This window comes from Bacteroidota bacterium, assembly GCA_017303905.1.
GTDB lineage: Bacteria > Bacteroidota > Bacteroidia > B-17B0 > Aurantibacillaceae > JAHEYG01.
The window spans coordinates 51987-65654 of record JAFLBH010000004.1 but is presented as its reverse complement, the minus strand read 5'-3'; the positions used below and the strand labels follow the sequence as shown (position 1 = coordinate 65654).

Here is a 13668-nt window from a genome sequence, read left to right as displayed (position 1 = left end):
GGGTAAAAAGGCGTTTCATACTTAGATTTAAAGTAAAGAAATAAATAAAAGAAATGCCATTTTTTTATTTAGTATAAATGGTAAAATTTATTAATAAATGAGTATTTTTAAGGTTCAGATGAGAGCTCTAAAACTAATCCTTATTTTCTTAATGGCTTTTGGTGCAATATTACCTGCACAAGAAGATAAAGAGCTTTTGCCTAGGGTAGCAGTTCGTGCTTTCATTGGTGTTCCAAAAGTAGTGGGCAGTCAGGCGTATCGTGTGAGTTTTAACGGACTTTACGATGGAGGTTTAAAAATAACCTTACGTTTATTTAATAACTTTTGTTTAGGTGTCGGTTATCAAAATGCACTTTTTAATACGACTACCGAATTTAGAGATGTATACGGACGGAACATTAATACCCGTCAGCAAATGCATAATGGTGTATTAGCCTTTCATTACGATAAACCGGCAGGACCAAAAAGTTTTTGGTCTTTAAGTTTAAGTACAGGCGCTTCTTATAATTTTTATACCGGAACTGTAGCGGTGAAGGATAGTATGTATAAAAATATTCCTACTTCATTTACCACAGCGTTTGTAAGACCGGAAGCCAGTATTAATTTTTTGGTGGAAGATAATTTCGCTTTCAGTATTTTTCTCGCCTATAACATGACATTACAGCAATTCAATCCGGAATTACCTCGTTTGGATGGCTGGAAGAATTATGAAAAAATTCGTAATAAGGCGAATATGGGATATGTTTCTTTTGGTTTTGGTTTCTATTACGGATTCAAGAAGAAAAAAGCGAGTGCTTAATGCATCTTTAAATTGAAGTTAAGAAGTTGGATAGTTGTTCTCTTGTTGATAAGCAAAGTCTATGCTCAAAATTTCAGTATCAGCGGTTATATTAAAGATAAATCTAACGGTGAGAGTACACCGGGAGCAACCATCCTTATTAAGGAAATAAACAAAGCTACTTCCGCCAATCAATACGGATTTTATTCCATTACAGTTCCGAAAGGGAAATATACTTTAGTGTTTAGCTTTCTGGGATACGAAACGCAAACGCAAACCATTGAGTTAAATAAAAACACTTCTATTAATATCAATTTAAATCCGGGTGAGAATCAATTAGGGGAAGTAGAGGTAAGTACTGACAATCCCGATAAAAATGTGAGTTCTACTCAAATGAGTTCCGTTAATCTGGATATGGCTGACATTAAAAAATTACCGGCCTTTATGGGGGAGGTGGATGTTTTAAAAACCATTCAACTTATTCCGGGTGTGAAATCAGCGGGCGATGGTAATTCCGGTTTTTATGTTCGTGGTGGTGGCCCTGACCAAAATTTAATTTTATTGGATGAAGCGCCTGTTTATAACGCCTCTCACTTAATGGGTTTTTTCTCGGTGTTTAATGGTGATGCGATTAAAAATGTCAACTTAATTAAAGGTGGTATGCCGGCGCAATACGGGGGTAGACTTTCGTCGGTGCTTGATATCTCCATGAAAGAAGGGAACAACCAAACTTTTCATGCTACAGGCGGAATAGGCGTGATAGCTTCACGATTAACAGTTGAAGGTCCTATTAAAAAGGATGTTTCTTCATTTGTTTTCAGTGCGCGCCGTACTTACATCGATGTGCTTTCGAAACCATTCTTTAAACCGGGTAGTGAATTTGCAGGCACCACTTATTACTTCTATGATTTGAATGCTAAAATCAATTATAAGTTTTCGGATAAAGACCGTTTGTTTTTCAGCTCTTATTTCGGACGTGATATCTTTAAGTTTAATGATACGGAAGCGGATTTTAAAACAACTATTCCCTGGGGAAATGCAACAGCCTGCTTACGCTGGAACCATTTATTTAGTTCGAAGTTATTTTCTAACGCTTCAGTCATATTTACAAATTATGATTTCGCGTTTGGTGCAGAGCAAGATAATTTTGAAATGACTATTAAGTCGGGAATAAAAGATTGGAATTTTAAGTACGATGTCAATTATTTTCCGAATCCGCGCCACAATATAAAAGTAGGATTAAATTATATTTTCCATACGTTTATTCCTACCAGCGTTTCAGCAAAGCAAGGCGATACAGAGTTTGACTTAGGAAACATTATTAAATTGTATTCACACGATGCTGCTATTTATGCAGGTGACGATTGGGAGATTACCGAAAAACTGAAAGTAAATGCAGGGCTGCGCTTTAGTTATTTCCAGCAGTTTGGTCCGTTTACACGCTATATTAAAGCGCAAGTGGGACAGCCTGCTGATACCATCATTTATAAAAAGGGTAAAAAGGTGGTTGATTATTACGGATTGGAGCCGCGCTTATCACTCCGTTATGCATTTACCAAATCCTTATCTGTTAAAGCATCTTATACTCACAATTATCAATACATACACTTGGCAACAATGTCGTCGGTGAGTTTACCAACTGATGTTTGGATGCCGAGCACGGAAGTGATTAAACCACAAATTTCTGATCAGTATGCTATAGGAATATTCAAAAATTTTAAAGACAATGAATTTGAGACTTCTATCGAAGCTTACTACAAAACCATGCAAAATCAGGTGGATTATAAGGAAGGCGCACAACCATCCGATAATGTGTATGATAATCCGGATAATGCTTTCACCTTCGGAAAAGGCTGGGCCTATGGCGCTGAATTTTTTGTGAAGAAAAGTGTAGGGAAGTTTACAGGTTGGATTGGATATACATTATCGTGGACATGGCGACAATTTAATGAGATTAACTACGGACAAAAGTATTTAGCGAAATACGACAGAAGACATGATGCTTCCTTGGTATTAACCTATGATCATAGTAAAAAATGGAATTTCGGTTTGATTTGGGTTTACGGAACCGGTAACAGAGGAACTTTACCCGGCGGATTTTTTATTTATGAAGGAAGTGTAAGTTATGATTATGGATTACGTAATTCCTATGAATTTCCGGCATATCACCGCATGGATTTAAATATTACGTTTACGCCCGACAGAGAGAAGCATTTGTTAAGGAAACGGGAAAGATTAGTGAAACGTTACACCAGGAAAGGAAAGGATGTTAATACCATTGAGCTTCCGAAAAAATGGATGAAAAATTTCGAGAATAGTTATACGCTCAGCATCTTCAATGCTTATAATCGTTACAATCCTTATTTTATTTATTATAAACGCGAAGGTGATTTTATGAATGGAAATTTAAAGGTAACTGCCAGACAGGTTTCTTTATTTCCGATTTTACCGAGTGTAACCTGGAATTTTAAATTTTAAATGAAAAAGTTAGTTATATATTCATTCATCGTATTTGTTTTGGCGGTCATATTCACCTCCTGCCGAAAGGATATTGATGTAAAGTTACCCGAGTACAAACAAAAACTGATAGTAGAAGCGAGCATAGAAACTAATGGATTTCCAATTGTGCTTTTGTCGTGGTCGGTTCCATTCTTTGGCGACTTTGATTTCAGTCAGCCCGGAAATGCTTTTGTAAAGGGAGCTTTTATAACCGTTAGTGACGGAACTATTACCGATACTTTAAAAGAGTTAGATCCCAACACTGGTTACATTTATGTTGGTACAAAAATCACAGGGCAGGTTGGGAAATTGTATTACTTAACAGTAACAGTAAACGGGAAGACTTATACAGCCGATACTTTTATCAATCCTCCGATCGCCTTGGATAGTTTGTTTTTTAAAGGCGAACAAGATAGTTTAGGTTTTATGTGGGCACGTTTAACAGAGCCGGCGGGACTTGGCAATAACTACCGTTGGTTTGCTACAAGATTAAATAAAGACGATTTATATGCCGCGCCATTCAGTTCGGTGTTTGATGATAAGTTTGTAGATGGTAAATCCTTTGAGTTTGGTTATGAAAGAGGTCCGCAACCTAATGAGATACAAGAATACAATGATGATCCTGAGCGTGGGTTTTATAAAAGAGGCGATACGGTTGTAGTGAAGTTTTGTACTATAGGAAGGAAAGAATATTTATTCTGGAATTCTTATTACCTCAATAAATCCAGCAACGGAAATCCGTTTTCTTCACCTTCCAATATTATGAGCACGTTTGAATCGCAAGACGTTGTTGGAGGATTCTTTGGATATTCGCCAAGTTTTGATACTTTAGTTATACCAAAATAGGTTATGATGTTAGATGTTAAACTAAACATCAATAATTAAACAAGCAACAACAAAGAGTATGAGCAACGAATTCAGTGAAAAAACAGCCGAGGTAGGCAACTTTATTAAGTGTAAAGACTGTGGTGCCAATTTAAAATACCTGCCCGGTACTGAGCATCTCAATTGCGAGTATTGTGGCGCCAAGAATGATATTCATGAAGGTGCTGAAGCTGCCACAGCTGTTGTTGAAAATGATTTTGAGAGTTTTTTAAATGAGCAAGCTCACAAGGAAGATAAACAAGAAGTAAGTACTGTAAAGTGTGATAACTGTGGTGCCGCAACTACTCTTGGTCAAAATATTACAGCAAGTAATTGTCCGTATTGCGATACGCCATTAGTTGTGAAGAATGCTACAACATCCAGCATCATTAAGCCTAGTTATTTATTGCCTTTTAAAATAGAGAGGAAGGGCGCGAATGAATGTTTTGTGAAGTGGGTAGGAGGTTTATGGTTTGCTCCAAACAAATTAAAGGAATACGCTCAACACAGCGCCGAAAAACTGAATGGTATTTACATGCCTTACTGGACCTATGATACCAATACAATTAGTCAATACAGCGGTATGCGCGGCGATCATTATTACGTAACGGAGACGTATACCGACTCTCAAGGAAAACGACAAACACGACAGGTGCGTAAAACACGTTGGACATCAGCCAGTGGAACGGTTTACAATAAATTTGATGATGTGTTAATTGTAGCTTCACATTCATTGCCGGAAAAAATGGCACATGATTTAGAACCTTGGGATTTACATGAATTGAAAGCTTTCAACGATAAATATTTAAGCGGATTTGTAAGTGAGAGTTACCAGGTTAATTTAAAAGACGGATTTGAAAAAGCAAAGGGTAGAATGGATGGTACTATTCGCTCGAGCGTAAGAAGTGATATTGGAGGTGACGAACAACAAATTTTATCTTTAAATAATCAGTATAATGATATTAAGTTTAAACACATCTTACTACCGGTTTGGTTAAGCGCTTACCGCTACAATGATAAAGTATATCGTTTTATGATTAATGCCAGAACAGGAGAGGTACAAGGTGAACGACCATGGAGTACGGCTAAAATTTTATTATTGGTATTAGGTATAGTTGCCGTAGGTGTTGGTATTTGGTATTTTGCAACACAATACAATCACCCAACTAATTATTAAATTGTTTTTTTAGCGATTAAAACAAGATCCGTATAAGTTAAGCCATCTGTGCCTTTGCTTTCTAAACGATGTGTATCAATGTTTGTGAAACCATTTTTGAGGAGCTCTTCTGTTAAATAAGCCGCTTCATGAAAGTGCATGAATATCTCATCACCCTGACTTCCTTTTTTCGGGCCGGATTTAGAATAATCATCTTCCATGGTACTAATGTAAATAACACCATCTTTCAATAATACAGTAGCTGCATCCTGAATGAAACGCAAAGCTTCTTCTTTTGAAAAATAAGGAAAGCAAAACCCGCACATGATACCGTGAAATTTTTTATTGAGTGATTTGATTTCACGCGCATCCAATAATTTAAACGAAGCAGTAGGGTTATGTTGCTTTGCAATTTCAATCATTTGTGGTGCAAGGTCGGTGCCTGTTATCTTCAATTCAGAATTTTGAGATAGAAGATATTTTGTGATGTTACCCGGACCGCAAGCCACTTCCAATAGTTCAGCTTTTTTTAGTGGTAATCGGGATAAAAAAGAATCAAAAGTTTTATGGTATAAACTTACATCCATAAAACGCTCACTGTATTGCTGAGCGTATTTGTTAAAGATGTCGACGGCTATTTGATTTTTATTCAAGTCCGGATTACTGCTTTTCCTTTATGGTATCACAATGCCATTTTTTAGTTAACATTTCATTCCCAAGCGAATCAAAATTAGATTCAATTATGGTATCACAAATTACCTGGGGCTCCTTAGTTGATTTTTCTTCTTCCTTAGTATTCTCTTGGCTACAAGAAATGACAAGAAGCGTTGTCAAACAAATAAATAATTTTTTCATAATTATTAGTTTATACAGATTAATTAAAGTAAATATAGTTAAGAAAACTGATTTATCGGAACGAATAATTCGGAAGGAAAAGTGAGCTATTTTCCTCTTCCCTGAATCACTATAAGAATGGTGTGAACCAGAATTTTGAAATCGAGTAGGAGACTCATGTTCTCAATATATAAAATATCAAACTTTAAGCGGTCAATCATTTGGTCAACATTCTCCGCATAACCGTATTTTACTTGTCCCCATGAGGTGATACCCGGTCTTACTTTATGCAAATGTTTATAATGCGGCGCACGCTGTACGATTTGATCGATAAAGAATTGTCTTTCCGGACGAGGTCCAACCAAACTCATATCGCCTTTTAGAACGTTTAAAAACTGAGGCATTTCATCCAGTCTTACCTTGCGTAAAAAGCGTCCGACCTTAGTAACACGAGGATCATTTTCGCTGGATAGAGCAGGGCCCATTTTCTCGGCATCGCAATACATAGTTCGGAATTTATAAATGTAGAACGGGCGACCATGAATACCTACGCGAACTTGTTTGAAAAATGCCGGACCTTTAGAAGAAAGTTTTACGGCAAGAATTAGGATTAAATACAACCAGCTGAAGCACACCAACACGAATAATGATAAGAACACATCAATAAAACGTTTCACGGCAATTTGCCAATCGGGAATGATTTGGTTTTTAATTTCGATAAGTGGTGTTCCGAATATGGAATTCATCTTCACCTGTCCGGATAAAATATCGTACATATCCGGAATAATTTTGATGACAACGCCAAGATCGCTTAGCTCGTTAACAATGGCTTTTAAGTATTCGTGTTCAAAAGTTTCGAGGGCAATGATTACCTCTTCAACATTGTTTTTTTCAATAATGTCCTTTATCTCATGATATTCACCCAAGTGAGGCAATTGTTTTTTTAACACCTCCGAGTAACCGTTTTTACCTTCAATGTGTACGTAACCTATAAACGTATTGCCAATTCCTTTTTTCAAGGAATTAATTTCATTAAGAGTACTTAATGCGCGCTCATTGCTACCGATAATAACAGTTCTGAAACCAAAACTTCGGTTCGCGATTTTGTAATTGGTAATACTCGATAAAATTAAACGGAAGAAAGCGGTGATTATAAAATGCAATCCGAATAAGGCAAAAAAGAGTTTATAGTAGAATTTATAATTCGTTACATAATCATCTAATAAGAGCGCAAAGAACAAAACCGTAACGCCAAGTAATGAAACTGCAAAAGTTTGCACAAATTCGTTAATACGTGAACGGCGTAAGACATTGTTGTAAGTTCCAACTAAATAATAAAACAATATCCAGAGTAGAGGAATGATGATAATGCTTTTGTAGTATTGGGTATCGAACAATACATCCGGCATTGTGCCTATTTTGAACGGATCGATAAAGTTTTTACGGTACAGGTAAAAAGCGGTCCATGCCGTTGAAGCCGAGAAGAAATCGAACAACACATATTTTATGGTATGTACCGTTTTGTTCATTTAGTAACTGATGATCTTGATGTTGTCGATATAAATTTGTGGTGTATCTGTTTGTTTAACAGCCTTCATAAACCATCCGGCAGTTGCTGCGAGATTAATAGTAACGCCCGCACTCAATTGGATATAGATTTTCTTCCATTCGCCATCACTTGAGTTCACGGATGAAACATAAGTAAAGCTACTTCCATTGTACACACCAACATCAAAAGGTTGATTGCATTTATAATTCATTTCTAAATAAACCGGTGCGCCACCTTTTGGTAATGTAAACGAGGCTGTAGATTGACACTGAAAAATCGGGTGATCATCATCAAGCGCCGCATAAAGGCATTTAGTACCTTCAAACGCACTTGCTGCTGAATTCAAAATTTGATAAGTCGTATCTGTATTGATGGAATTCTGAATTGTAATACCGGTTGTGGTTCCATAGCCTTCAAAACTTTCAATCCAATGAAATACACAAGCGTCTTTGTATTTAAACGTAAAATTTCGATTAACGGTAACACCTGGCTCAACAGCTGTGTCAATTATAATTGGCTGATAAAACTCGTAGGGTTGGCGGGTAGCCGAAATTCCATTGTTTTTTATGCCGGCAAAGAAGCTTAAAGTATTATTTCCTGAAACAGGAAAAGGCATGATATTTCCAACTGGATACGCTCCTTTAAATTGTCCGTTAATGTAATACCAAATGTCGGTAATATTATGACTGGTACTTCCTTGTAGGGTGTTAGTTGCCACAGCAATGGTTTGCGGCTTCACAAAAAAAGCATCGGGTGCTTTGTATTTGTCTTTGGTACAGCCGTAAAATAAAATAAAGAGTAAAAAATATTTCAATAACCTCATATAAAATTTAAAGGCGCAAAAGTAAGGTACATTTACTTATTGAGGAAGTTATTTTATCGTCTGATTGAGTATTTTTTCATCAATGATTTGCACCATTTTTAAAACCTCAATCGCTTCTTCAAGAGTAACGGCCGGCTTTTCACCTGTTGTTATACTCTTATGAAACGCTATTAACTCGTCTTTTATTGCGTTAGAAGGGGAAATATTCGGGTATTTTATTAACACATCTGTATCCTTTGAGTTTCGCAAAGAATCACTATTGGTTTTAGTTAGATTCTTAAATTCAGTTACAATGGATTTTTTATGAAGTAAATCAATTTGAATGATGTTATTATCCTGATATACAATTGTTTCTCTTTGGTTATAGGAAGCGTTTCTGTTAGTGATGAGTGTGGCGATACAACCATTTTCAAACTCAAGAGTGGCTTCGGCTACATCCGAGCTATTACTAATTTCTGTACGGCCATGAGCTGTAATGTTTTTTACCTGACTTTTTACAATATCTAACAATATATCTAAATCATGCACCATTAAATCGAGTGTTACAGATACGTCAGTGCCTCTCGGGTTATAAATAGCAAAGCGTTTAAATTCAATTAAATGTGGTGTTTTAAATAGAGAAACACATGAAGTGTAAGCGGGATTAAAACGCTCCACGTGTCCGATTTGAATAACTGCATTTTTTTGGTTTAGCATCAAAAGCTTCAAAGCTTCCTCTACTGTCGGGGTGACAGGTTTTTCAATAAATACGTGCTTTCCTTGTTCGAGGGCAAATGCTGCCAGTTTAAAGTGAGTAACACTTGGGGTAATGATATCAATGGCTTCGCTGATTTCAAGCAACTCCCGGTAGCTGTTGCAAGCGCGTAAATTAAATTGTTTTGCTAAATCATTCGTTAATTGAGTATCGATATCGTAAAGACCAACAATTTCGAATCCATCGATCTCTTGTAAAAGTTTCAAGTGAGTTTTACCAAGGTGGCCTAAACCGATTATTCCAATTTTTATCATCCAAAGCAAAAATATGTTTTAAAGTTTAATTGTTAGCAATAAAATTTAATAGTTTAAAAGATAACTGAATTGCCCCTTAAATTTGAAATCTAAACAAAAAAAGTGTTTTATCACGTAAGTAAAGAAGACGAGTATCTTTTTCAGGGAAAGCGAAGAAGGTTGGTTGAGCAGCTCAAATTAAAGGGAATTTTAGATGAGGCTGTATTAAAAGCCATTGAGAAAATTCCGCGTCATTTGTTTTTTGACCAAAGTACAGCCCGTCCCGCCATGTTAGAACATGCGTATTCGGATAAAGCGTTGCCAATAGGCGCGGGTCAAACCATCTCACATCCCTTTACAGTTGCTTTTCAAACCGAAAAATTGGAAATTAAAAGCGGAGAGAAAGTATTGGAGATAGGAAGTGGATGCGGGTATCAAACAGCCGTGTTAGTTGAAATGGGCGCAAAAGTTTTTACCATTGAGCGTCAAAAATCTTTATACGATAAAACAAAATTGTTTCTTCCATACCTCGGTTACAAATCAGTCCGTTTTTTTTACGGTGATGGGTATAAAGGTTTGCCGCAACACGCACCATTTGATAAAATAATTGTAACGGCCGGCGCACCTTATCTGCCCAATGATTTATTGGTTCAGCTAAAAACCGGCGGCATTATGGTAATTCCTATTGGAGAGGGGGAACAGCAGGAAATGTATATTCTTAAGAAAACGAGCGAAACAACCTTCGAAAGACAGGTTTTAGGCAAGTTTAAATTTGTACCTCTACTTCAAAACAAGGTCTGATAATCACTGTTTAACAAGCATTTAACATTTCTTTGTTAAAAAACTAACTTAAATCAGTTTAGCGTGTCTAATATAACAGGTAAATTTGCTCAATCATAAAACTAAACAAAACTATGAAAAAATCAATCGCTCTATTAGCATTAGCATTCGGTGTAACCGGTGCATATGCGCAAGATTTAACCTCTAAGAAAGGTGAGCCGATTTTACCAGAGGCCGAAGACTGGTCAATTGGTGTTGACGCTACTCCTTTTTTAAACTATGTTGGTAACATGTTTGGCAAAACTGCTAACAACGTTGCTCCAACATGGAATAACTACGGTGCAAACCAAACTATCGTAGGTAAAAAATTTAAGGATGCACAAAACGCTTACCGTGCAATTGTTCGTATTGGTTACAGCAACCAATCTTGGAAGAACGAGATCGCGAAGCCTGTTGCATCTACTTCTACACCTCCTACATTTCCTAATAAGCCTGAAATGGTTGAAGATAAATACAGCCGCTCAAGCACATTTGTGGGTGTTGGTGTAGGTATGGAAAAGCGTAAGGGAAAAACTCGTCTACAAGGTTTCTATGGTGCTGACGTGTTTATTTGGTTCTCTTCAAGTAAAGACAAATTCAAATATGGTAACGATTTAGTTCAGCAAAATGCAGCTAGTACAATCGACCCAGATGTTGATCCGGTAACACACTCTACTGATTGGTCTACAATTCCGGCTGCTGGTTTAGCTACAGCTAATACCGGTAATACCGGTTTAAATGCAGGTGCAGTTCAATGGCGTAAATTGTCTGAGAAATCAGGTGGACAATTTGGTTTAGGAGTACGTGCATTTATTGGTGCTGAATATTTTATCTTACCTAAAATATCTTTAGCTGGTGAATTCGGTTGGGGTGTTGGTGTTGCAATGAACCTTAAATCAAAAACAGTTTATGAAGCTGAAGGTTTAAATAGTGCAGGTGACGAGGTAAAAGGAGAAATCGAAAACACAGCAAAGCGTGGTATGCAGTTAATTCTTGATACTGACCGTAACGCAGCTGCAGGTTCTCAGTATAACTTAACTCCAAACGGAACATTACGTTTAAACTTCCATTTCTAGTCTTTAAACATTCTCTCTATATAAACCGCGGGCTTTGTCCCGCGGTTTTTTTATTTATAAAAAATCACAAAATCCACACCCAATTAAAACATAAACCTACTTTTGTATCATGTTTTGGCGGTTTTTCATATTCTTTATTATTGTAACTGTAATCGAAATCTATTTCTTACAGGCTGTTAAAACATTTAGCCAGGATTTTAGTGATGGAAAAAAGAAGGCCGTTCTTTGGGTGGCTTATGCATTAGCTTTTTATAACATTGCCATTGCTGTAATCTCCTTATTTCATCCGGTTCCTGAATGGAGCGCGAAGTTTCGTTTTATCTCTGCCGCAGGGTTAATACTTGTAATTTGTAAGCTGTTTGGCATTAGTTTTTTATTAATTGATGATATTATCCGCATGTTTAAATGGCTTTACCAAATCATTTTTGTAAAAGCACAGGCCAACGAAACCATTAACGAGAATGGCATTTCCCGCATAAAATTCTTAAGTCAGTTAGCCATCACTTTTACAGTTATTCCTGCAGTTTCCTTTTTATACGGCATGATAAAAGGAGCCTATAAGTATCGTGTTCATAAAGCAGAAGTGAGAAGTCCGAATTTACCGGAAGCATTCGACGGATTTAAAATTGTTCAGATATCCGATATTCATATTGGTTCATTTATGGATAATGAGCCGGTAAAAAAAGCATTTGATATCGTGATGCAACAAGGCGCGGATGTGATTTTATTTACCGGTGATTTGGTAAACAACATTGCAGATGAAACACGTGGCTTCGAAGAGCAATTAAAAAGTTTAAAAGCACCCCATGGTGTGTATTCCGTTTTAGGTAATCATGATTATGGTGACTATGTAAGTTGGCCAACAGAGGAAGCTAAGAAACAAAATCTGGATGCACTCAAAAAGGTACATGCCGATTCGGGATGGAAATTAATGATGAATGAGCATGTGGCATTGGAAAAAGACGGACAAAAAATTGCTTTATTGGGAATAGAAAATTGGGGTGCAAACATGCATTTTCCTAAATATGGAAAAATGCATTTGGCGTATGAAGGCGCTAATGAGTATCCGTTTAAAATATTAATGAGTCACGATCCATCGCATTGGGATAAACAAATACGCACAGAGTATCCTGATATTGATTTAACCTTAAGCGGACATACACACGGAATGCAGTTTGGAATTGAAATTCCGGGATTTAAATGGAGTCCGGTGCAATATATATACAAACAATGGGCCGGTTTATACAAGCAGGATAATCAGCATTTATACGTAAACAGAGGCTTAGGCTTTTTAGGTTATCCGGGCAGAGTAGGAATTTGGCCTGAGATAACTGTTATCGAATTAAAACGCGCTTAATTATTTTTTAAACGCTTTTTCATAAGTAGAAATCCAATCTTTCACACTTACTTTTTTTACTAGTTCTCCAATTAATTTATAAGGAATTCCGTCTGTTTTCTTAAAGCGAATACAACTTTTCCCCATGTCTAATTTGTATTTACTGTGTTTTGGAAATTCGCTCACAAACCAATCGTGTAAGTCTTTATTGGCATAAATCCCCATGTGATAAAATGCAATGAAGTTTTTTTGTGAAGCCAATCCCATAAAAGGAAGTGGTTGTTTAGGATCGCAATGATAGCCATTTGGATAAATTGAATGCGGTACACAATAGCCAACCATGCCATAACCCATGGCTTCCTGAAAACCCTTCGGTAAATTTTTCAGAATGTTTTTTCGCAATTCATCCATTGCTTCTTTACGTTCTTCCGGTAAAGATTTAAAATATTCATTCGGAGTTTTGGCTTCTGAGCGCATAATTGAAATTGTTGGAAAATAAAATTATCAATTATGCCTCATAAAATCAAATAAACAAAGCGTATTGTTTTACCTTGGCACTTTGCTTTTTTGCTGGTTGCTTAACCGGAGAGGTTTTACTGTTGTTATAATAAACGCTTTTAACCGGTTGCGGCACTTCTGTTTTGCATTCTAAAACCGGCTGTGCTGTAAGCATCGCTTCATTTTTAAGTGCTTTATAATCTAAATAAGCTTTGCCTTTAAAACAATTCAACACCTCATTAAGTAAGCCGGTACGCTTCTCGATGTACCACATGCGGTATAACTTATCCCACTTGGCACCCGGAAGGCTCTTTACTAATTTTACTAATTCATCGCTATATGAAAACTCAAGTTTTACAACCTCTCTGTGCTCATATACCATCTTGTTAACATGTACTACTGAATAATTCATAATTAATATTGTTTTTGATATAACAAAATTACTACGA

At 36.6% G+C, this 13668-nt stretch carries 14 protein-coding genes; 7 read left to right on the top strand and 7 right to left on the bottom strand.

The window, feature by feature from the left end:
- Positions 1 to 97 precede the first annotated feature (97 nt).
- The 4 genes from J0L69_13580 to J0L69_13565 are packed head-to-tail and all read left to right on the top strand — an operon-like array spanning position 98 to position 5318.
- Positions 98 to 799 carry a hypothetical protein gene (locus J0L69_13580; GenBank protein MBN8694220.1) on the top strand — a complete coding sequence of 234 codons (702 nt, stop codon included), beginning with the start codon at positions 98 to 100 and terminating at the stop codon, positions 797 to 799.
- Between the two features lie 12 nt (positions 800 to 811).
- A complete protein-coding gene (locus tag J0L69_13575; GenBank protein ID MBN8694219.1) occupies positions 812 to 3256 on the top strand; it encodes a TonB-dependent receptor in 2445 nt (814 codons plus the stop codon).
- Complete coding sequence (locus tag J0L69_13570; protein ID MBN8694218.1) at positions 3257 to 4123, top strand: DUF4249 domain-containing protein; 867 nt, start codon at positions 3257 to 3259, stop codon at positions 4121 to 4123.
- A gap of 58 nt (positions 4124 to 4181) precedes the next feature.
- The gene (locus J0L69_13565) at positions 4182 to 5318 is read left to right on the top strand and encodes a hypothetical protein (protein ID MBN8694217.1); all 1137 of its coding nucleotides are present in this window, start codon (positions 4182 to 4184) and stop codon (positions 5316 to 5318) included.
- Here the strand turns inward: J0L69_13565 and J0L69_13560 are convergent.
- From J0L69_13560 to J0L69_13540, 5 genes are all read right to left on the bottom strand, one after another.
- A complete protein-coding gene (locus tag J0L69_13560) occupies positions 5315 to 5950 on the bottom strand; it encodes a methyltransferase domain-containing protein (GenBank protein ID MBN8694216.1) in 636 nt (211 codons plus the stop codon). The genes J0L69_13565 and J0L69_13560 overlap by 4 nt on opposite strands.
- Positions 5951 to 5957: 7 nt before the next feature.
- Positions 5958 to 6152, bottom strand: coding sequence for a hypothetical protein (locus tag J0L69_13555; protein ID MBN8694215.1), 195 nt, complete (start codon positions 6150 to 6152; stop codon positions 5958 to 5960).
- A gap of 86 nt (positions 6153 to 6238) precedes the next feature.
- Positions 6239 to 7660 carry a sugar transferase gene (locus J0L69_13550; GenBank protein MBN8694214.1) on the bottom strand — a complete coding sequence of 474 codons (1422 nt, stop codon included), beginning with the start codon at positions 7658 to 7660 and terminating at the stop codon, positions 6239 to 6241.
- Positions 7661 to 8503 (bottom strand): hypothetical protein, encoded by an 843-nt coding sequence (locus J0L69_13545; protein ID MBN8694213.1) that lies wholly within the window; start codon positions 8501 to 8503, stop codon positions 7661 to 7663.
- A gap of 48 nt (positions 8504 to 8551) precedes the next feature.
- Complete coding sequence (locus J0L69_13540) at positions 8552 to 9511, bottom strand: Gfo/Idh/MocA family oxidoreductase (protein MBN8694212.1); 960 nt, start codon at positions 9509 to 9511, stop codon at positions 8552 to 8554.
- Positions 9512 to 9613: 102 nt separating this feature from the next.
- Here J0L69_13540 and J0L69_13535 point away from each other — a divergent pair, with 102 nt between their 5' ends.
- The 3 genes from J0L69_13535 (at position 9614) to J0L69_13525 (ending at position 12742) form a co-directional block, all read left to right on the top strand.
- Entirely contained in the window at positions 9614 to 10291 is a 678-nt protein-coding gene (locus J0L69_13535; GenBank protein ID MBN8694211.1) for a protein-L-isoaspartate(D-aspartate) O-methyltransferase, read from the top strand.
- Between the two features lie 113 nt (positions 10292 to 10404).
- Positions 10405 to 11385 (top strand): hypothetical protein, encoded by a 981-nt coding sequence (locus J0L69_13530; protein ID MBN8694210.1) that lies wholly within the window; start codon positions 10405 to 10407, stop codon positions 11383 to 11385.
- 109 nt (positions 11386 to 11494) lie between these two features.
- Positions 11495 to 12742 carry a metallophosphoesterase gene (locus J0L69_13525; GenBank protein MBN8694209.1) on the top strand — a complete coding sequence of 416 codons (1248 nt, stop codon included), beginning with the start codon at positions 11495 to 11497 and terminating at the stop codon, positions 12740 to 12742.
- Here J0L69_13525 and J0L69_13520 read toward each other — a convergent pair whose 3' ends face one another.
- Both J0L69_13520 and J0L69_13515 read right to left on the bottom strand, forming a co-directional pair.
- The gene (locus J0L69_13520) at positions 12743 to 13198 is read right to left on the bottom strand and encodes a DUF1801 domain-containing protein (GenBank protein MBN8694208.1); all 456 of its coding nucleotides are present in this window, start codon (positions 13196 to 13198) and stop codon (positions 12743 to 12745) included. It abuts the gene before it with no gap.
- 46 nt (positions 13199 to 13244) lie between these two features.
- Complete coding sequence (locus J0L69_13515; protein ID MBN8694207.1) at positions 13245 to 13631, bottom strand: hypothetical protein; 387 nt, start codon at positions 13629 to 13631, stop codon at positions 13245 to 13247.
- Between the last annotated feature and the right edge of the window lie 37 nt (positions 13632 to 13668).

Bases quoted from the DNA above. Each gene is read 5' to 3' on its own strand.
- J0L69_13580 (MBN8694220.1), top strand. From the start codon at position 98: ATGAGTATTTTTAAGGTTCAGATGAGAGCTCTAAAACTAATCCTTATT.
- J0L69_13570 (MBN8694218.1), top strand. From the start codon at position 3,257: ATGAAAAAGTTAGTTATATATTCATTCATCGTATTTGTTTTGGCGGTC.
- J0L69_13565 (MBN8694217.1), top strand. From the start codon at position 4,182: ATGAGCAACGAATTCAGTGAAAAAACAGCCGAGGTAGGCAACTTTATT.
- J0L69_13555 (MBN8694215.1), bottom strand. From the start codon at position 6,152: ATGAAAAAATTATTTATTTGTTTGACAACGCTTCTTGTCATTTCTTGT.
- J0L69_13550 (MBN8694214.1), bottom strand. From the start codon at position 7,660: ATGAACAAAACGGTACATACCATAAAATATGTGTTGTTCGATTTCTTC.
- J0L69_13545 (MBN8694213.1), bottom strand. From the start codon at position 8,503: ATGAGGTTATTGAAATATTTTTTACTCTTTATTTTATTTTACGGCTGT.
- J0L69_13540 (MBN8694212.1), bottom strand. From the start codon at position 9,511: ATGATAAAAATTGGAATAATCGGTTTAGGCCACCTTGGTAAAACTCAC.
- J0L69_13530 (MBN8694210.1), top strand. From the start codon at position 10,405: ATGAAAAAATCAATCGCTCTATTAGCATTAGCATTCGGTGTAACCGGT.
- J0L69_13525 (MBN8694209.1), top strand. From the start codon at position 11,495: ATGTTTTGGCGGTTTTTCATATTCTTTATTATTGTAACTGTAATCGAA.
- J0L69_13520 (MBN8694208.1), bottom strand. From the start codon at position 13,198: ATGCGCTCAGAAGCCAAAACTCCGAATGAATATTTTAAATCTTTACCG.
- J0L69_13515 (MBN8694207.1), bottom strand. From the start codon at position 13,631: ATGAATTATTCAGTAGTACATGTTAACAAGATGGTATATGAGCACAGA.